This is a genomic window from Amycolatopsis sp. NPDC059657, from assembly GCF_042734395.1.
Classification (GTDB): domain Bacteria; phylum Actinomycetota; class Actinomycetes; order Mycobacteriales; family Pseudonocardiaceae; genus Amycolatopsis.
In genome coordinates, this window is the sequence record NZ_JBHWEB010000088.1 from 1 (window position 1) to 18056 (window position 18056).

At 67.6% G+C, this 18056-nt stretch carries 17 protein-coding genes; 12 read left to right on the forward strand and 5 right to left on the reverse strand.

The window, feature by feature from the left end:
- Positions 1 to 98 precede the first annotated feature (98 nt).
- A complete protein-coding gene (locus ACFV15_RS34560) occupies positions 99 to 614 on the reverse strand; it encodes a YbhB/YbcL family Raf kinase inhibitor-like protein (RefSeq protein WP_378355817.1) in 516 nt (171 codons plus the stop codon).
- 143 nt (positions 615 to 757) lie between these two features.
- On the opposite strand from ACFV15_RS34560, the gene ACFV15_RS34565 reads away from it, so the two are divergent.
- The 7 genes from ACFV15_RS34565 (at position 758) to ACFV15_RS34595 (ending at position 7920) form a co-directional block, all read left to right on the forward strand.
- Complete coding sequence (locus ACFV15_RS34565) at positions 758 to 1528, forward strand: DUF4097 domain-containing protein (protein WP_378355819.1); 771 nt, start codon at positions 758 to 760, stop codon at positions 1526 to 1528.
- 24 nt (positions 1529 to 1552) lie between these two features.
- Positions 1553 to 2197 carry a hypothetical protein gene (locus ACFV15_RS34570; protein ID WP_378355821.1) on the forward strand — a complete coding sequence of 215 codons (645 nt, stop codon included), beginning with the start codon at positions 1553 to 1555 and terminating at the stop codon, positions 2195 to 2197.
- Positions 2194 to 3570: an alpha/beta hydrolase gene (locus ACFV15_RS34575; protein WP_378355823.1), complete on the forward strand. Its 1377-nt coding sequence runs from the start codon at positions 2194 to 2196 to the stop codon at positions 3568 to 3570. The genes ACFV15_RS34570 and ACFV15_RS34575 overlap by 4 nt, the downstream gene beginning before the upstream one ends.
- A 174-nt stretch (positions 3571 to 3744) precedes the next feature.
- On the forward strand, positions 3745 to 5610 hold the full coding sequence (gene dnaK, locus ACFV15_RS34580; RefSeq protein WP_378355825.1) for a molecular chaperone DnaK: 1866 nt from the start codon (positions 3745 to 3747) through the stop codon (positions 5608 to 5610).
- Positions 5607 to 6296 (forward strand): nucleotide exchange factor GrpE, encoded by a 690-nt coding sequence (grpE, locus tag ACFV15_RS34585; RefSeq protein WP_378355827.1) that lies wholly within the window; start codon positions 5607 to 5609, stop codon positions 6294 to 6296. Before dnaK ends, grpE begins: the two co-directional genes overlap by 4 nt.
- 26 nt (positions 6297 to 6322) lie before the next feature.
- On the forward strand, positions 6323 to 7495 hold the full coding sequence (dnaJ, locus tag ACFV15_RS34590) for a molecular chaperone DnaJ (RefSeq protein WP_378355829.1): 1173 nt from the start codon (positions 6323 to 6325) through the stop codon (positions 7493 to 7495).
- The gene (locus ACFV15_RS34595; RefSeq protein ID WP_378355831.1) at positions 7495 to 7920 is read left to right on the forward strand and encodes a heat shock protein transcriptional repressor HspR; all 426 of its coding nucleotides are present in this window, start codon (positions 7495 to 7497) and stop codon (positions 7918 to 7920) included. Before dnaJ ends, ACFV15_RS34595 begins: the two co-directional genes overlap by 1 nt.
- 87 nt (positions 7921 to 8007) lie before the next feature.
- Here the strand turns inward: ACFV15_RS34595 and ACFV15_RS34600 are convergent, their stop codons facing one another.
- Both ACFV15_RS34600 and ACFV15_RS34605 read right to left on the reverse strand, forming a co-directional pair.
- Entirely contained in the window at positions 8008 to 8688 is a 681-nt protein-coding gene (locus tag ACFV15_RS34600) for a dienelactone hydrolase family protein (protein WP_378355832.1), read from the reverse strand.
- 29 nt (positions 8689 to 8717) lie between these two features.
- Positions 8718 to 9848 carry a globin domain-containing protein gene (locus ACFV15_RS34605; RefSeq protein WP_378355834.1) on the reverse strand — a complete coding sequence of 377 codons (1131 nt, stop codon included), beginning with the start codon at positions 9846 to 9848 and terminating at the stop codon, positions 8718 to 8720.
- A 342-nt stretch (positions 9849 to 10190) separates the two neighbouring features.
- On the opposite strand from ACFV15_RS34605, the gene ACFV15_RS34610 reads away from it, so the two are divergent.
- Positions 10191 to 10727, forward strand: a complete 537-nt coding sequence (locus ACFV15_RS34610) for a pyridoxamine 5'-phosphate oxidase family protein (RefSeq protein WP_378355836.1) — start codon at positions 10191 to 10193, stop codon at positions 10725 to 10727.
- On the opposite strand, the gene ACFV15_RS34615 is transcribed toward ACFV15_RS34610, so the two are convergent.
- Together ACFV15_RS34615 and ACFV15_RS34620 are read right to left on the reverse strand one after the other, a co-directional pair.
- Positions 10646 to 11347 (reverse strand): dienelactone hydrolase family protein, encoded by a 702-nt coding sequence (locus tag ACFV15_RS34615; protein WP_378355838.1) that lies wholly within the window; start codon positions 11345 to 11347, stop codon positions 10646 to 10648. The genes ACFV15_RS34610 and ACFV15_RS34615 overlap by 82 nt on opposite strands.
- A gap of 10 nt (positions 11348 to 11357) precedes the next feature.
- Positions 11358 to 12533: a globin domain-containing protein gene (locus ACFV15_RS34620; protein WP_378355840.1), complete on the reverse strand. Its 1176-nt coding sequence runs from the start codon at positions 12531 to 12533 to the stop codon at positions 11358 to 11360.
- 175 nt (positions 12534 to 12708) lie between these two features.
- Here ACFV15_RS34620 and ACFV15_RS34625 point away from each other — a divergent pair, with 175 nt between their 5' ends.
- From ACFV15_RS34625 to ACFV15_RS34640, 4 genes are all read left to right on the forward strand, one after another.
- Positions 12709 to 13191 (forward strand): MarR family winged helix-turn-helix transcriptional regulator, encoded by a 483-nt coding sequence (locus ACFV15_RS34625; RefSeq protein ID WP_378355842.1) that lies wholly within the window; start codon positions 12709 to 12711, stop codon positions 13189 to 13191.
- 48 nt (positions 13192 to 13239) lie between these two features.
- A complete protein-coding gene (locus ACFV15_RS34630; protein WP_378355844.1) occupies positions 13240 to 14412 on the forward strand; it encodes an MFS transporter in 1173 nt (390 codons plus the stop codon).
- A 64-nt stretch (positions 14413 to 14476) separates the two neighbouring features.
- Positions 14477 to 17077, forward strand: coding sequence for an ATP-dependent chaperone ClpB (clpB, locus tag ACFV15_RS34635; RefSeq protein WP_378355846.1), 2601 nt, complete (start codon positions 14477 to 14479; stop codon positions 17075 to 17077).
- Between the two features lie 70 nt (positions 17078 to 17147).
- Entirely contained in the window at positions 17148 to 17903 is a 756-nt protein-coding gene (locus tag ACFV15_RS34640) for a hypothetical protein (protein ID WP_378355848.1), read from the forward strand.
- The last annotated feature ends 153 nt before the right edge of the window (positions 17904 to 18056 follow it).

Genomic DNA, 18056 nt, shown 5'->3' on the forward strand with positions numbered 1-18056 from the left:
TTGTCGTGGTGTGTTTTTTTTTTTTTATACACAACCACCCCCCCGTTGGGGGCGTGGGCGCCCCCCCGCCCGCCCCCCCCCCCCCAAACACTCACGACCTAGGCTTCGTAGACCGCCATGATGGTCGCGCGGCCCAGCGAGTGCATGAAGAGATTGAAGCCGAGGAAGGCCGGCGTCGCCGACTCGTCGACTTCGAGTTTTTCGACGTCAACGGCGTGCACCACGAAGAAGTAGCGGTGCTGGCCGTGGCCGGAAGGCGGTGCCGCGCCGAGGTACTGGCGGACGCCGCCGTCCCCCTTGAGCGTGACGGATCCCTCGGGGAGTTCGCCCCCGGCGGCCAGTTCGGTGACCGAGACGGGGATGTTGCACACCGCCCAGTGCCAGAAACCGCTGGCGGTCGGCGCGTCGGGGTCGAAGCAGGTGATGGCGAAGCTCTTCGTCTCCGCGGGGAAATCCGCCCACGCCAGATGCGGCGACACGTCTTCGCCGCCCGCGCCGAAGATGCCGCTCAGCTGCGGCTTCGCCAGCGTCTCGCCGTCGGCGATGTCGTTGCTGCGCAAGCTGAAGGACGGCACTGGGGGGAGGAAGTCGTACGGGTTGGGCGCCTGCGGCATGAGTTACCTCCTGGTCACGGGAGTTCGAGCGTAGCCCCGGGGAACGTCTCAGGGACGAATACGGGGGTTACCCGGATGTGAGCACCAGCGTCACCCCTTTAGCGTCTTGCTGCGAGGGAACCTGCACTGGAGGGACTGAAGATATGGCACGCCCCGCGTTGGCACTGGGTGGAATCGCACTGATCGGGCTCGGGGTGGTCATGGGGTTCGGGTGGTGGTGGCCGTCTTCGGCGGAGGCGAGCGGCGAGGTGGGCGCGCCGATCCGCGAGGTGCGCATCGACAACGACAACGGCACGGTCAAGGTGCACGCCGCCAACGTCACCCAGACGACCGTCCGCCAGAGCTTCTCCTACCAGTGGAGCAAACCGGGTGACGCCTACAAGGTCGACGGCGAGCAACTCGTGCTCGGCTCGTGCGGCTGGAACTGCTCCGTCGACTACGACGTCACCGTCCCGCTCAACACCAGCGTCACCGGTCACGTCGACTCCGGCGGCATCGAGCTGACCGGCGTCGCGAGCGCCGACGTCAAGGCGGACTCGGGCTCGGTCAAGATCACGGATGTCGCGGGCCTGGTGAAGGTCAACGTCGACTCCGGCGACATCGACCTGAGCGGGATCGGCCAGGACATCGAGGTCAAGACCAGTTCCGGCTCGATCAGCGGCGACCGGCTGCGCGGCAAGGCCGAGGCGAAGACGGACTCCGGCAACATCAAGCTCAGCCTCGACACCGCGCAGGACGTCACCGCGCAGGCCGACAGCGGCAGTGTGAAGATCACTGTGCCGAAGGACCGCTACCAGGTCAAAGGCAGCACCGACAGCGGTTCGCGCGATATCGACGTGGTCAACGACTCGTCGGCGCCCCGGACGCTGCAGCTCGACACGGACAGCGGCGACGTCACCGTCAACGTTGCCTGACAAGCCTTACCAAGAGGGGAAATCGTGAAGAAACTGCTCTTCGCAGTGGCCGGGGTTCTCGCGCTTTCGGGGTGTGGCGTCGCGACCGAGAAGATCGATGACGGCGGCCCGATCACCGAGCCGGTCACCTCGGTCAGGTTCGACGTACCGGTCGGCGACGTGCACGTACGGGTGGAGGACGGCGCGCCGGTCAGTGTGCGGCGCCAGATCACCTTCAAGGTCAGCAGGCCGAAGCAGACGTACCGGGTCGAGAACGGCACGCTGGTGCTCAGCGGCTGCGGCGAGAACTGCGGGATCGTCTACGACGTGGTGCTGCCGCGCGAGCTGGCGATCACCGGGGTCACCGGCACCGGGCACGTGCAGATCGATCGCGCGGTGAACGTGGACGTCCGCAGCGACGTCGGCGACATCAAGGCCTATCACGTTTCGGGTGTACTGAAGGCACACGTGCACACCGGTGACATCGAGATGAGCCTCAGCAAGCCGGGCGGAGTGTGGGCGCTGGCCGACATCGGCGACGTCACGGTGACCGTGCCGTCCGGCGGGTACCGGATGAAGGCGAGCGCCAAGGTCGGCAAGACCGAGATCACCGTGCCCGACGACGCGAGCTCGCCGAACGATCTCGACGTGAACACCGGCACCGGCACCGTGACGGTGAAGCCGGCATGATCCGTGCGCTCGCACTGACCTTGCTCGCTCCTGTCGCACCCGCGGCCACCCCTGCGCTGGACTGGCAGCCCTGCCCGACCCCGCTGTTCTCACAGCTGATGTGCGCGAACGTCCCGGTGCCGCTGGACTGGGCCAAGCCGGAGGGCGCGAAGATCTCGATCCGCGTGTCGAAGCTCCCCGCGTCCGGCGACCGCATCGGTTCGCTGCTGACCAACCCCGGCGGACCGGGCGGTGAAGGCGCTGGCGCCATTGGCCGAGGTGAACTCGGCACGACGACGCCCGAGTTCGCCGAGCTGCGGAAGCGGTTCGACTTCATCGGCTTCGATCCGCGCGGGGTCGGCGAGAGCACGCCGAAGATCGAGTGCGATCCGGCGAAGCTGTACGACCCGTCGATCGGCATGTTCCCTCGCGACAATGCCGCCTACCAGCGGCTCATCGAACTCAACCGCGCGGCTGGACGGGATTGCCTCGCGCGCACGGGGCCGGTCGCCGAGCACGTGGATACCGTCAGCGTGGCCGACGACATCGATGCCATCCGGCGCGCGCTCGGCGAGCCGAAGATCTCCTGGCTGGGCGTTTCCTATGGCAGCGAGGTCGGCGCGACGTACGCGGCGAAGTACCCGTCGCGGGTGCGCGCGGCCGTGCTCGACGGCGCACTCGACCACTCGCGCCCGATGCGGCTGACGATCGCCGACGAGGCCATCGCGGGCGAGGACGCGCTGCATCGCTTCGCTGCCTGGTGCCAGACCACCGACGAATGCGCGCTGCGGGGCCAGGACGTCATCGCCCGCTACGACCAGCTCATGCGGGACCCGCGGGCGGAGCGGCTGGCGAACGGTTTCTATGGCGGGCTGATCCTCACCCAGGCCTGGCCGCCGCTGTCGAAACTGCTGGCGAACGCGACCGGTGACAAGCCTGATCTGGAGCCGCTGCTCGGCCTCTCGTCGCTGGGCACGGAATATGGATCATCCTTTCGGGTGATCGGCTGCCACGACTTCCCGTCGCCGTTCACCAGCGCGGCCGACATGCGGGTCTCGGCGAGCCTGGTGCGGAAACTGGCTCCCCACACCTGGCACTACTCGGAGATGTGGGAGCTGGCCTCAGGCTGTGCCGGATGGCCGATCAAGGCCCAATTCCCGCCGCGGCCCGAGCACGTCCGCGACGTCCCGCCGATCTTGGTCGTCGGGGGCGAGCACGACCCGTCGACCCCGCTCGTCTGGGCACGCGGGCTGGTCTCGCGGATCTCCGGCGGGCACCTGCTGACCTACGCCGCCGACGGTCACACCGGCCTCTACAACTCGGCCTGTGTGCGGGTTCAAGAGGCGAAATACCTGGTCAGCGGGGTTGTCCCGGATCGCAGCACGCGGTGCTGACCGGCTCGGGAACAACCGGCGGTGCCCGCTCGTTGACCCGGCAAGAAGGTTGAGTCCAGCCCACTCAAGTCTGGTTTGACAGACGTGGCAGACTCTCCCCGGAAACTTGAGCGGACTCCGCTCAACGCACACCAGCAGACGCACGCTTGGTTGAAAAACAGGAGGAGTAGGAAAATGGCACGAGCGGTCGGCATCGACCTCGGCACGACCAACTCGGTCGTCGCCGTCCTGGAGGGCGGCGAGCCGACGGTCATCGCCAACTCCGAAGGTTCCCGCACCACCCCGTCCATCGTCGCCTTCGCCAAGAACGGCGAGGTGCTGACCGGTCAGCCCGCCAAGAACCAGGCCGTGACGAACGTCGACCGCACCATCCGGTCCGTCAAGCGGCACGTCGGCACCGACTGGAAGACCGAGATCGACGGCAAGTCCTACACGTCGCAGGAGATCAGCGCCCGTGTGCTGATGAAGCTCAAGCGCGACGCCGAGGCGTACCTGGGCGAGGAGATCACCGACGCGGTGATCACCGTCCCCGCGTACTTCGAGGACGCGCAGCGCCAGGCCACCAAGGAGGCCGGGCAGATCGCGGGCCTGAACGTGCTCCGCATCGTCAACGAGCCGACCGCGGCCGCGCTGGCGTACGGCCTGGACAAGGGCGAGAAGGAACAGACCATCCTGGTCTTCGACCTCGGTGGCGGCACGTTCGACGTCTCGCTGCTGGAGATCGGTGAGGGCGTCGTCGAGGTCCGCGCGACCTCCGGTGACAACCACCTCGGTGGCGACGACTGGGACGAGCGCATCGTCACCTGGCTGGTCGACAAGTTCAAGGCGTCCAGCGGCATCGACCTGACCAAGGACAAGATGGCGCTGCAGCGCATCCGCGAGGCGGCCGAGAAGGCGAAGATCGAGCTGTCCAGCTCGAACAGCGCCGGCATCAACCTGCCGTACATCACGGTCGACGCCGACAAGAACCCGCTGTTCCTCGACGAGCAGCTCTCGCGCGCCGAGTTCCAGAAGATCACCAACGACCTGCTGGAGCGCACCCGCAAGCCGTTCAACGACGTCATCCGTGACGCCGGTGTCGCCGTCGGCGACATCGACCACGTGGTCCTCGTCGGTGGCTCGACCCGTATGCCCGCCGTGTCCGACCTGGTCAAGGAGCTGACCGGCGGCCGCGAGCCGAACAAGGGCGTCAACCCGGACGAGGTCGTCGCCGTCGGCGCCGCGCTGCAGGCCGGTGTGCTCAAGGGTGAGGTCAAGGACGTCCTCCTGCTCGACGTGACCCCGCTGTCGCTGGGCATCGAGACCAAGGGCGGCGTGTTCACCAAGCTCATCGAGCGCAACACCACGATCCCGACCAAGCGCTCGGAGATCTTCTCCACCGCGGACGACAACCAGCCGTCGGTGCAGATCCAGGTGTTCCAGGGTGAGCGTGAGATCGCCGCGCAGAACAAGAAGCTCGGCATGTTCGAGCTGACCGGCCTGCCGCCCGCCCCGCGTGGCGTGCCGCAGATCGAGGTCACCTTCGACATCGACGCCAACGGCATCGTGCACGTCCTCGCGAAGGACCTCGGCACGAACAAGGAGCAGTCGATGACGATCACCGGTGGCTCCGCGCTGCCGAAGGAAGACATCGAGCGCATGGTCAAGGACGCCGAGGAGCACGCGGAGGAGGACAAGAAGCGCCGCGACGAGGCGGAGACCCGCAACCAGGCGGAGACGCTGGTCTACCAGACCGAGAAGTTCGTCAAGGACAACGAGGACAAGCTGCCCGAGGAGCTCAAGGGCAAGGTCAAGTCCGCGATCGACGAGGCCAACGAGGCGCTCAAGGGCACCGACTCGGCCAAGATCCGTGAGTCCATCGAGAAGCTGAACACCGCTTCGCAGGAGCTCGGCACCGCGCTCTACGCCAACGCGCAGGCCGCTCCCGGTTCCGAAGGGGCCACCGCCGGTGCCACCGCCGGCGAGGCTCCGAAGGCCGATGACGACGTCGTCGACGCCGAGATCGTCGACGACGAGAAGCCGGGGGCCGAGAAGAAGTGACCGGACGCCACGAGGAATCCGAAGACAGGGGTCCCGAGGAGCCCGTCGTGGTGCGGGACCGGCGCAGGATCGACCCGGAGACGGGCGAGGTGCGCGAGCACCAGCCCGCGCACGAGGCCCCGGCGGAACCCGCCGGGCCCTCGCTCGGGGAGTCCATTGTGGACGAGGCCGTGTCCGCGACCGAAGGTGTCGAGAAGGAGCTGGCGGAGCGCACCGCCGACCTGCAGCGACTGCAGGCGGAGTACGCCAACTACCGCAAGCGGGTCGACCGGGACCGCGAGCAGGTCGTCGCGAACGCGAAGGCCTCGGTCGTCGGTGACCTGCTCCCGCTGCTCGACGACCTCGAGCGGGCCGCCCAGCACGGCGACCTGACCGGCGCGTTCAAGGCGGTCGGCGACAAGCTGGTCGCCGGGCTTCAGCGTGCGGGCCTCGAATCGTTCGGCGCCGAGGGCGAGGCCTTCGACCCGAGCGTGCACGAGGCCGTGCAGCACAACACGTCCCCGGACGTCGACGGCCCGACGGTCACCGTCGTCATGCGCCGCGGCTACAAGTTCGGCGAACGCGTGCTGCGCGCGGCGCTGGTCACGGTCACCGACCACGAGCCTGCCGCCGCGCCGCCGGTGGACGCGCCCGTCGAGGGCCAGCTGCCGATCGACGCCGAGTTCGTCGATGAGAACAACCGCTAAGAGCAAGAGAGGAGGAGACGCCTGACATGAGCAGCCCGCGGGAGTGGATCAGTAAGGACTTCTACCGTGAGTTGGGCGTCTCCTCCGACGCCACCGCGGACGAGATCAAAAAGGCGTACCGCAAGCTGGCGAAGGAGAACCACCCCGACGCCAACCCCGGGAACGACGCGGCCGAGAAGAAGTTCAAGGCCGTCTCCGAGGCGCACGGCGTGCTGTCCGATCCGGCGAAGCGCAAGGAGTACGACGAGGCCAAGCGCCTCTTCGGCTCCGGCGGTTTCGGTGGCTTCGGCGGCGGCCAGCCCGGTGGCTTCGACGTCGGCGACATCTTCGGTGGCGCAGGCGGTCAGCAGCAGGGCGGCTTCGGCGGGCTCGGCGACATACTCGGCGGCTTGTTCGGCCGTGGCAAGGCGGCCGGTGCGACGGCGAACCGCCCGCAGCGTGGCGCCGATGTCGAGACCGATGTCCGCATCGATTTCATCGAGGCGGTCAAGGGCGCGACGCTGCCGTTGCGGCTGTCGAGCCCCGCGACATGTTCGACCTGTGGCGGCAACGGCGCCAAGCCCGGTACCACGCCGCGTACCTGCCCGACCTGTTCCGGGTCGGGACTGGTGAGCCGCAGTCAGGGTTCGTTCGCGTTCTCGGAGCCGTGCCGCGACTGCCGCGGCCGCGGCACGATCATCGACGACCCGTGCCCGGAATGCGCCGGCGAGGGCATCAGCTCGAAGACGCGCACGCTGACCGTCCGCATCCCGCCAGGGGTGAGCGACGACCAGCGCATCCGGCTGGCAGGCCAGGGCGAACCGGGCCGAGGTGGCGCGCAGGCAGGCGATCTGTACGTCCGCGTGCACGTCGCGGATCACCCGGTGTTCGGCCGCAAGGGGCTGGATCTGACCATCACCGTTCCGGTCTCTTTCACCGAGCTCGCGCTCGGTGGCACCATCACGGTGCCGACGCTGGACGGCAAGATCTCGCTCAAGGTCCCGTCCGGCACGGCGAGCGGGCGCACCCTTCGCGCCCGTGGCAAGGGCATCACCAAGCGAGACGGCGCACAGGGCGACCTGCTCGTGACGCTCCAGGCGTCCGTACCGTCCAAATTGGACGATGCGGCACGCGAGGCCCTCGAGGCATACGCCAAGGCGATGGCCGAGCATGACCCAAGGCCGGAGATCACCGAACTGCTTCGGGAACGAGGTGCGTGATGCTGGGTGGAATGCCATCAGGGGCTGACGAGGACACTCCCGTCTTCGTCATCTCCGTCGCGGCACAGCTTTCCGGACTGCACGCACAGACGCTGCGCTCGTACGACCGGCTCGGGCTCGTCTCGCCCGGCCGTACGAGTGGCGGCGGCCGCCGTTACTCCATGCGCGACATCGCGCTGCTCCGCGAGGTCCAGCGACTGTCCCAAGAGGACGGTGTGAACCTCGCGGGCATCAAGCGCATCATCGAACTCGAGAACATGGTCGACGCACTGCGCGACCAGGTGGCCATGCTCACCGACGAACTGGCCGCCGCGTACGCCGCGGCTCAGAACACGGCCGCGTCGGTGCACGCGTCCTACCGCCGCGACCTGGTTCCCATGCCTCAGACCGCTTTGGTGGTCTGGAAACCCAAAAAACGGGGCTGACCCCCCAAGGCTCCGACGAAACAAACGCCACTTTTGTAACCGTCAGCGTTACAGAAGTGGCGTTTGTGTGGATTGGGTCGCGCGAGCTCAGCGCAGGTGTTCACCGAAGAAGGTGGTCACCCGGCGCCAGGCGTCTTCAGCGGACTCGGCGTGATGCCCGGGAGCCGCCTTGACGACCTTGCTCAGCGCGCCGAGCCGGGGCTTGGTCGCGAAGCCGTGGCCCGCCTCGGGGTACTCCTTCACGTCGGCCGTGATGCCGCGGTTGAGCAGGTCCAGTTCGAGCAGGGAAGCCGCGCCCTTCAACGTGATGTCGTTCTTGCCGTAGCTCGCGACGATCGGGGCGGCGCCGTCGAAGATGGACATGTCCTTGGGCAGGAAGCCGTAGTAGGCCGCGGCCGCGTCGAACTTGCTTGACGCCGCGACGAGTGCCAGCCCGCCGCCCATCCCGAAGCCCGCGACACCGACCTTGCTCGCGCCCTGGTCGGCCAGGAACAGGCGCGCGGATTCGATGTCCTCAAAGGCGCGGCCCTGTGCCTCCAGCATGTTCTCGAACACGGCCTTGCTGCTCGAAAGCCTGCCACCGCGGGAGAACAGGTCCGGCGCCAGCGCTAGATAACCCGCCGCCGCGAACCGGTCGGCGATGCCCTTGATGTCCTTGCCGAGGCCGATCGCGTCGTGGAGCACCACGACACCGGGGTGTGGCCCCGCGCCTTCGGGTTTCGCGAGATATCCGTCGATCTTGCCGTCCGCAACCGGGATCTCCACCATGTGCGAAAGGGTAAGGCCGGCAGCGCCGCTCAGTCGACCGTGAACGGGTCGTAGGTAATGCGTTCGTGCGGTGTTCCCCCGGATGTCAGCCGCGCGATGGTCGCCCTGACCATCGACGGCGAGCCCGAAACGAGCACGTCGTGTTCCTGCCACGGACCGCGCCTGGCGACCACGTCCGGCAACGTTCCTTGCTCACCTCCAGTGAGCACGTCGTCCTCGGTGACAGGCACCAGTTTCAGCCACGGGCTCGTCGCGGCGAGCGCGCGCAGCTCGCCGAGGCAGTAGAGCGACTCGGGGTCCGCGCCGCCGAAGAACAGGTGCACCACGGGATTTGTCTTCCACCTGGCCAAATCTTCGATGATGGCGCGCAACGGGGCGATGCCCGTTCCGCCTGCTATGAGCAGTTGCTCCCGGCCTGTCGCCCGGCGGACGGCGAGACTGCCGAGCGGCGGACCGAGCTGCCACATGTCACCCGCGCGGGTGTACTGCACGATCGCGCGGCTCACCCACCCGTTACGCACCGCTCGCACGTGGAACTCCAGTGTCCCGTCGTCGCGGGGTGCGTTGGCCGGTGAGAGGTACCGCCACATACGCGGTCTTTGTGGCACTTGGACGCTGATGTGGTTGCCCGCGAGATAGGGCAAGGGTTTGTCAGGTCGGACCCTGATGATCGACAGTTCCCGGTTGAGTTTGCGGTTCTCCAGCACCGTCGCAGGCCACCACGCCGGCCCGGTGTCGGCCGCCGCCGCTTCGCGCATGGCACGGGAGATGGTGTCGTACGCGCTCGTCCACGCGTGCTCCACTTCGGATGTCCACTTGTCCTTGAGGAACCGCTTCAACGCTGCGATCAACGCGACGCCGACGGCTTCGTAGTGCCTCGACACCACGTCGAATTTCCGATGGTCGCGACCTAGTTGCCTGAGGAATGGCAACAATTCCGCGGGCTGGTCGACCATCTGGACAATGTGTACCAAGGCATGCAGCAGCCGATCACGCTGCATTGACATGTTAATCGGGAAAAGATCTCGGGTCTCCGGCGCGACACTGAACAGCACGCCATAGAAGTATTGGGACAGCTCCGCCGTCTGCGATTCCACGGCCGCGAAACTTTCACGAACAAGCCGCACCGTCCGATCCGCGCTCACGCGCGGGAATGGCATCGGCCTTGCCGTTGTCTGTGGAATGATCTCGTTGGCAGTCAAGATGCTCCTGATCGTTTGTGCAGGCCCCGAGAGTCGACGACTGTAATCCCGATTCCCGTGCATGTGCACGATCGTGAGCGCTTTAGGCTCGAACGGACCAAGGTGTTCACAGGGAGTCGCGCAGCGTAGTTCACACTCGTGCAGTAACGTATTTTTCTCGCCCGAACAGTGTTTTCGCAGGTATCTGTGCGAAAGTGCTCTGCTATGACCGCCGAGGATCTGCTGCAGTGCGCCTACGGTACTACCGCGCGTGCCGAGCGGTTCTATAAAGATCAAATGCTAGATCACTTGAATCCGGCGATGATCGAATTCATCCAGCGGATGGAAATGGCGTTCATCGCGACCGCCGACAGCGGGGGCAACACCGATTGCTCGTTCAGGGCAGGTCCGGCGGGTTTTCTCAAGGTGCTCGACCGCAAGCGGGTCGCGTACCCCGAGTACCGCGGCAACGGAGTACTCGCGAGCCTCGGGAACATCACCGAAAATCCGCACGTCAGCCTGCTGTTAATCGATTTCTCCCACGCGCTCATCGGACTGCACGTCAACGGCGCCGGCTATATGGTGACCGACGAGGAGATCCGCACGGCGTGCCCATGGATCCCAGTCGAACAGGAGCGCGGCAGGCGGGCTGACCGCTGGGTCGTGTTGTGGGTCCACGAAGCGTATGTCCACTGCCGCAAGCACATTCCGCGCCTGGTGAAGGCGACGGCCGAGCGCGCGTGGGGTACCGATGACGTCCACAAGAAGGGTGGTGACTACTTCGGGGTGCGGTCCGACAAGTGCTCGGAGAAGAAGGCGAGCACCCTGCTCCAGGCGTCCTCCGCGGACGCTTCGTGATAGCTCATGCCGGTGATCTTGGCGAGCGTGGTCATCATGCCCGGCTTCATCCGGTTCGCGAAGGAGTGCCCGCAGTCGGGGTATTCCTTGACGTCGTGCGGGATCCCGCGTGAGCTGAGTTCGTTCTCGAGCTTCGCGGCCGCTCCGCGCAGCCCCAGGTCCTTCTTGCCGTAGCTCGCGACGATCGGGCAGGCGTCGTCCAGCACGGACAGGTTCTTGGGCAGGAAGCCGTAGTAGGGCGCGGAAGCGTCGAACTCGCCCGCCGCGGCGACGAGCGCGAACCCGCCACCCATGCAGAACCCGACTATTCCCACCTTTCCGGTGCAATCCGGACGGTCGATGAGTGCTTTGCGTGCGGCCTCGATGTCGTCGAAAGCCTGGCCGCTGCCCCGGAACTGGTCCCGGAACACGCCCCTGATGCAGCGCAGCGCCCCGCCGCGCGAGTACATGTTGGGGCTCAGTGCCAGATAGCCGTCCTTCGCGAACCGGTCGGTGATCCGCCGCGCGTCCTCGCCGTGCCCCAGTACATCGTGGATGACCACGACGCCGGGAAAGGGCCCTTCGCCTTCCGGTTCCGCCAGGTAGCCCTCGATGGTGCCTTCTGCGACCGGAATTCGCACGGAAGTCCCCTTAGTCGATGGTGAACGGGTCGTACTGCACCTGGTCCAAAGCGGTACCGGCCACGAGCATCCGCGAGACGGTCGCCCTGATCATCGCGGGGGAGCCGGACACGAGCACGTCGTGACCCGGCCAGGCGCCGTATCGGGTGACGGCCTCGGCGAGCGTGCCGCTTTCGCCGCCCGCGAGACCGGGACCGCGTTCGATCACCGGCACCACGGTCAGCCACGGGTTCGTGGCCGCCAGCGCGCGCAGCTGTTCGAGGTCGTAGAGGTCTTCGCGGGTCTGCCCGCCGTAGAACACCCGCACCTTGGGGTTCTCGCCCCACTGCGCGAGATCGTCGAGAATCGAACTGATCGGCGCGATCCCGGTGCCGCCTGCGATCATCAGCACGTCACGCCCGGCTTCGCGGTCGACCCGCATCCGCCCGAGCGGCGGGCCGAACCGCCAGATGTCACCGGACTGCGTGTGGCTCACGATCGCGCGCGACACCCAGCCGCCGTCGACCGCGCGCACGTGGAACTCCATGCCGCCGTCCTCGCGCGGCGCGTTGGCAGGCGAGAGATACCGCCACAACCGGGGCCGCTGCGGGACTTCGACGCTCATGTACTGCCCAGGCAGGTACGGCACCGGGTGCTCCGGCTGCAGCCGCACCAGCGCCAGGTCCCAGGTCAGTCTGCGGTGCTCGACGACGGTCGCGCTCCACGAAGCCGGGCTCTGGTCGGCGGCGGCCGCGTCCTGCATCGCGCGCGCGACGATGGTGAACGCCTCAGCCCAGGCGCGCTCGACCTCCGGCGTCCACTCCGGGCCGAGGTGGTTCTTCAGCGAGGCGAGCAGCGCGGTGCCGACGGCCTCGTAGTGCCGGGGGATGACGCCGAACTTGCGGTGGTCGCGGCCGAGCTGCTTGAGAAAAGGGACGAGGTCGTCGGGCCGGTCCACCATCTGCACGATGTGCACCAGCGCGCGCACCAGGCGGCCACGCTGGACTTCCATGTTGATCGGGAAGAAGTCACGGGTGGCAGGCGCGAGCGTGAAGAGCATCCCGTAGAAGAACTGGGAGATCTCGGGCAGGAACGGCTCGGCCTTGTCCCACGCATCCCGAATGAGCCCTACCATCGCCGTGACGGCGGGCGGGGCCTCCCGGTGGGTGGAAGATCGGGGAAGTGGGCTAACCGCGTCGGCTGTCATGTGTCCTATGTGTTGATCGACCGGCGTTTCCGGGCTGTCCGCAGGGTAGCCGGAGACCAGCCCTTTGCCCGCATTGTTGCTCCGTCCGGGTGTACTGAGGGTCACTCGGTAAGTAGTTGCCCTGTGCAACCGGTTTACCTAAACTTGTATGATACAAGCATTCTGGAGGTCGAAGATGAGCTCTGGCACTGAGAGCGAGGACGACGCCCGCGTCGAGCTCATGCGGGAGCTGAAGACCTCTTCGCAGCTGCAGCACGCCTGGCTGATGCAAGTCTGGCAGGCGAACCCAGGCCTGCACCCGGCGGCCGCGATGCTGCTCTCCGATCTCGCCAAGTTCGGCGAGTCGCGCCCGTCGGATGTCGCCAAACGCCGGATGGTCGACATCTCGGTCGTCAGCAGGCAGATCGCCCAGCTGTCCGCGGCGGGGCTGATCGACAGGCGCCCCGCGCCGGAGGACGGCAGGGCGTCGCTCATCAGCGTTTCCGAGCGCGGCCATGAGGAGTTGCTGGCGTGGCGCGGGCGCTATCTGGACTTCATGACACACGCGCTGGCCGGCTGGGACGCCGATCAGGTGACAGATCTGACGCAGCGTCTCGCGGCGATGAACGAAGATCTACGCAAAGCCCTTGCGACCGAGGTCAAGTGCGAAGTTTCGTAACCCTACGGAGTCTGTGCCGGTGCTTTTTGACCGGTTAGGTTTCGGGATGTGACGAGAAGCCGGGCCGCGCTGCTCATCGCGCTCGGGATCGACAACTTCGGCACGGGGCTCTTCCTGCCGCTCGTCCTGCTCTACGTCACCCGCGAGATCGGGCTGCCGCTCGGTGTCGCGGGGATGGCGATCACCGCCGGCGGGCTGGTGGCGTTCGCGGTGCCGCCGGTGGCCGGGCATCTGGTCGACTGGATCGGCCCGCGCTGGGTGGTCATCACGGCGTTCCTCGTGCAGGCGACCGGCGTTTCGCTGTACCTGGTGGCCGACGGGATCGTGACCGTGGTCGCGGTGGCGATGATCGTCGCGGTCGGCCAGCAGCTGTTCTACTGCGCGCTGTACGTGCTCGTCGCCGATGTGGCGGGGAACGTGCCGAAGGAGCGTCCGTTCGCGCTGGTCGCCATGGTGCGGACGGCGTGTTTCGGGGCTGGCGCGTTCGCCGCGGCCTTCGTGCCGTCGAGCTACCGCACCGCCCTTGTGGGTGACGCGTTCACCTTTATGGTCGCAGCGGGCGTGGTGGCCGTGTTCGTGCATGCCCCGCACAAGGTCGCGCGCTTCGAGAAGGTGCCGGCGCGGGTGTCGAAGAACCGGCCCTACCTGGCGTTGATCCTCTTCTGCGGGTTGTTCACCCTCTCGCTCGACTTCTTCCTCGTCGGCATGCCGGTGTTCGTGCTCGACCGGCTGCGCGGCCCGAGCTGGCTGCCTGGCGCGATACTGGCCGTGTTCACGCTGTCCTTCAGCATGAGCGGCACCCTCGCGCTCCGGCATACCCGCCGGTTCACCCGAATCGGTGCGATGCGGCTCGGTTCCGGGCTCTTCGCGGTGTGGTCGGCGCTGAGCTTCGTGGCGATCTTCGTGCCGCTCGACGCGCTGCCGCTGTACCTGATGACCGTCACACTCGTGCTGGCCGCCGGCGAACTCGTCTTCGGCCCGCGCGGCGGCGCGCTCGCCGAAGCGGCGGCACCACCGACGGCGCGCGGACGTTATCTGGCCGCGTACCAGTACGCGTTCACCTTCTCGTCGGTGCTGGCCCCGGCTGTCGCGGGGTTGTTTTCGCTGGCAGTCTGGTTGCCATGGGTGCTGGTCGCGGCGTGCGCCTGCCTGGCCGTCGCCGGGCTCGGGTGGCTCGGGCCGCGGCTGCCGGAGGACGCCGTGACACCGATTCAGGGTTGAGCGGAACAGACTCAACTTTTCTGACGTTAGGGATAGCGAACAGTACTTTCGACAGAGGTGAGGGATGGACGCTTTCAACCCGACCACGAAGACCCAGCAGGCCATCTCGTCGGCCGCGCAGGCCGCCACCATGGCCGGAAACCCCTATGTCGCCGCCGCGCATCTGCTCGGCGCGCTGCTGGCGCAGGGCGAGGGCCTCACCGCGCCGCTGCTGACCGCGGTCGGGGCCGATCCGGCGCAGGTGCACAAGGAACTCGAGCCGATCATCCAGGCGCTGCCGTCGGCGACCGGCGCCACCGTGTCGAGCCCGCAGTTCGACACGCACGCCGTCAAGGCGCTGACCCACGCGCAGAAGCTGGCGACCGAACTCGGCGACGAGTACGTGTCGACAGAGCACCTGCTGGTCGGACTGGCCACCGAAGGCGGCCCCGTCGCCGACCTGCTGCGCCGTCACGGCGCGACGCCCGACGCGCTGCGCGAGGCGTTCAGCAAGGTCCGCGGCTCGGCGCGGATCACCAGCCCCGATCCGGAGAGCACGTTCAAGGCGCTGGAGAAGTACGGCGTCGACCTGACCGAGCGCGCCCGCGCCGGTGAGCTCGACCCGGTCATCGGCCGCGACACCGAGATCCGCCGCGTGGTCCAGGTGCTTTCACGGCGTACCAAGAACAACCCGGTGCTGATCGGTGAGCCTGGCGTCGGCAAGACGGCCATCGTCGAGGGGCTCGCCCAGCGGATCATCGCCGGTGACGTGCCGGAGTCCTTGCGCGGCAAGCGGGTCATCGGCCTGGACCTCGGCTCGATGGTCGCCGGCGCGAAGTTCCGCGGTGAGTTCGAGGAGCGGCTCAAGGCCGTGCTCAAGGAGATCACCGACTCCGCGGGCCAGGTCATCACCTTCATCGACGAGCTGCACACGATCGTCGGCGCCGGCGCGACCGGCGAGGGCGCGATGGACGCGGGCAACATGATCAAGCCGATGCTCGCCCGCGGTGAGCTGCGGATGGTCGGCGCGACCACGCTCGACGAGTACCGCCAGCACATCGAGAAGGACCCGGCGCTGGAGCGGCGCTTCCAGCAGGTGCTGGTCGGCGAACCGTCCATCGAGGACACCATCGGCATCCTGCGCGGGCTCAAGGAGCGCTACGAGGTGCACCACGGTGTCCGGATCACGGACGCCGCGCTGGTCGCGGCCGCGACACTGTCCGATCGGTACATCACCGCCCGGTTCCTGCCGGACAAGGCGATCGACCTGGTCGACGAGGCTGGCTCACGGCTGCGCATGGAGATCGACTCCAGGCCCGTCGAGATCGACGAGGTCGAGCGCGCGGTGCGCCGGATGGAGATCGAGGAGATGGCGCTGTCCAAAGAGGACGATGTCGCCTCGAAGGAGCGGCTGGCCGCGCTGCGCCACGAGCTGGCAGAGCGGCGTGAGCAGCTCACCGCGCTGACCGCGCGCTGGCAGAACGAGAAGGGCGCGATCGAACGCGTCCGCGAGTTCAAGGAGCAGCTGGAGCAGCTGCGCGGCGAGTCGGAGCGCGCCGAGCGTGACGGCGACCTCGGCCGCGCCGCCGAGCTGCGCTACGGCCGCATCCCGGCGCTGGAGAAGGAGCTCGAAGCGGCCACCGCGGTCAGCGAGACCGTCACCCAGCAGCAGGTCATGCTCAAGGAAGAGGTCGGCGCTGACGACGTCGCCGACGTGGTGAGCGCGTGGACCGGCATCCCGGCAGGCCGTCTGCTCGAAGGCGAGACGGGCAAGCTGCTGCGGATGGAGGAGGAGCTCCAGCGCCGTGTCATCGGCCAGCCGGAGGCGGTCACCGCGGTGTCCGACGCGGTCCGCCGCGCGCGGGCCGGCGTCGCCGACCCCGACCGGCCGACCGGGTCGTTCCTGTTCCTCGGCCCGACCGGCGTCGGCAAGACCGAGCTGGCCAAGGCGCTGGCGGAGTTCCTCTTCGACGACGAGCGTGCCATGCAGCGCATCGACATGAGCGAGTACGCCGAGAAGCATTCGGTGGCCCGCCTGGTCGGCGCCCCGCCCGGCTATGTCGGTTACGACCAGGGCGGCCAGCTGACCGAGGCGGTGCGCAGGCGGCCGTACTCGGTGGTGCTGCTCGACGAGGTCGAGAAGGCGCACCCGGACGTGTTCGACGTGCTGCTGCAGGTACTCGACGACGGGCGGCTCACCGACGGTCAGGGCCGCACGGTCGACTTCCGCAACACCATCCTGGTGCTCACGTCCAACCTGGGCTCACAGTCCATCGCGGACGCGCAGCTCGATGAGCGTGGCCGTCGTGACGCGGTGCTGTCGGTGGTGCAACGCCACTTCAAGCCCGAGTTCCTGAATCGACTTGACGACATTGTGGTCTTCCACTCGCTCGGCACCGAGCAGTTGACGTCCATTGTGGACATTCAGATCGACAGGCTCGCGAAGCGGCTCTCGGCACGCAGGCTGGTATTGGAGGTCACCGAGGGTGCCCGCGAATGGCTGGCGCTGAACGGTTTCGACCCGATCTACGGCGCGCGACCGCTCCGTCGATTGGTTCAGTCCGCCATCGGCGACCAACTCGCCAAGGCACTGCTCGGCGGCGAGATCCGCGACGGCGACACCGTCCGTGTCGACATTCCGGAGCTCGAGGCGAGCGACTCCTTGGTGGTCGGACGCGTCGACTAATCCAAATGAGTCGGTGCGACACTCCCCCGGCTGATCTCTTGGGAGGCGGCCGGGGGATACGCTTGTCTACGTGGGTATTCCGGCGTGGATCTGGTTTGTCATCGCCGCTGTCGCATTGGTGGCGGGGCTCGGGCTGCTAGCTGCCGACAGAGCGCGTGAGGGCTCGCGCAACCGTGAGCGGATGCGCTGGGCCGAGCTGCGCGGCTGGCAGTTCGTCGAAGAGGACGAGCGGCTGCCTCAGCAGTGGCAAGGTGGTGCGCTCGGCTACTTCGGCGCCGAGGCCGCGGTCAACGTCGTCGCCGGTTCCACCTTCACCTCGGACGGCCGCCGCCCGGTGTTCATCTTCGACATCGAGTCGAACGGCCAGATCCCGGCGGTCGTCGTCGCCGTGCGCTGCAACCGCGTGCACCAGACGCTGCTGGAGATGTGGCTGGCCAGCGTCCCGTTCCAGCGTGACGGGATGCCCGAGATGCTCGGCCCGATCGGCCAGCGCTACGCCTTCGCCGACGACGGTGACGCCGCCCGCCTGATCATCACCCAGGACCTGGTCGACGCCGCCGACTCGCTCGGCGGCGACGTCGGCGTCGCCTGGCTCGAGAACGAATGGGTGCTGGCCAGCGCCGCGCCCAACGCCGGGCCGTCGAGGCTGGAGCGGCTGCTGCGCGACCTCGGCGAGATCGCCGACATCGTCGACCCGTTCGACGAGGAGTTCGGCGACGGCTCGGCCGGTGGTGCCACCGCGGCGCCCGCACCCGGCAAGCACTGGCAGGGCGAAGGCGAGCAGGTCCACTCACCCGACCAGCAGCAGCGCCCCGACTCCTACTGACGGGATAAAGCGGGCGAAGCCGAACATGGCAGGCCCCAGGCGGCCTGGGTGAGAGAGGTCGTGAGTGTTTTCGCCGGTTAGAACCGGCCATACCGCTCACGACCCCCACGCCCAAGCCGAGTCCGCGAGCGCGCCACCTTTGCGTTTCCCCTC

What these genes read in the sequence shown, in the direction of transcription:
- ACFV15_RS34620 (WP_378355840.1), bottom strand. Translation starts at nt 12,533, where the DNA reads ATGACAGCCGACGCGGTTAGCCCACTTCCCCGATCTTCCACCCACCGG.
- ACFV15_RS34600 (WP_378355832.1), bottom strand. Translation starts at nt 8,688, where the DNA reads ATGGTGGAGATCCCGGTTGCGGACGGCAAGATCGACGGATATCTCGCG.
- ACFV15_RS34565 (WP_378355819.1), top strand. Translation starts at nt 758, where the DNA reads ATGGCACGCCCCGCGTTGGCACTGGGTGGAATCGCACTGATCGGGCTC.
- ACFV15_RS34560 (WP_378355817.1), bottom strand. Translation starts at nt 614, where the DNA reads ATGCCGCAGGCGCCCAACCCGTACGACTTCCTCCCCCCAGTGCCGTCC.
- ACFV15_RS34595 (WP_378355831.1), top strand. Translation starts at nt 7,495, where the DNA reads ATGCTGGGTGGAATGCCATCAGGGGCTGACGAGGACACTCCCGTCTTC.
- dnaK (WP_378355825.1), top strand. Translation starts at nt 3,745, where the DNA reads ATGGCACGAGCGGTCGGCATCGACCTCGGCACGACCAACTCGGTCGTC.
- ACFV15_RS34610 (WP_378355836.1), top strand. Translation starts at nt 10,191, where the DNA reads ATGATCGAATTCATCCAGCGGATGGAAATGGCGTTCATCGCGACCGCC.
- clpB (WP_378355846.1), top strand. Translation starts at nt 14,477, where the DNA reads ATGGACGCTTTCAACCCGACCACGAAGACCCAGCAGGCCATCTCGTCG.
- ACFV15_RS34625 (WP_378355842.1), top strand. Translation starts at nt 12,709, where the DNA reads ATGAGCTCTGGCACTGAGAGCGAGGACGACGCCCGCGTCGAGCTCATG.
- ACFV15_RS34575 (WP_378355823.1), top strand. Translation starts at nt 2,194, where the DNA reads ATGATCCGTGCGCTCGCACTGACCTTGCTCGCTCCTGTCGCACCCGCG.
- dnaJ (WP_378355829.1), top strand. Translation starts at nt 6,323, where the DNA reads ATGAGCAGCCCGCGGGAGTGGATCAGTAAGGACTTCTACCGTGAGTTG.
- ACFV15_RS34605 (WP_378355834.1), bottom strand. Translation starts at nt 9,848, where the DNA reads ATGCCATTCCCGCGCGTGAGCGCGGATCGGACGGTGCGGCTTGTTCGT.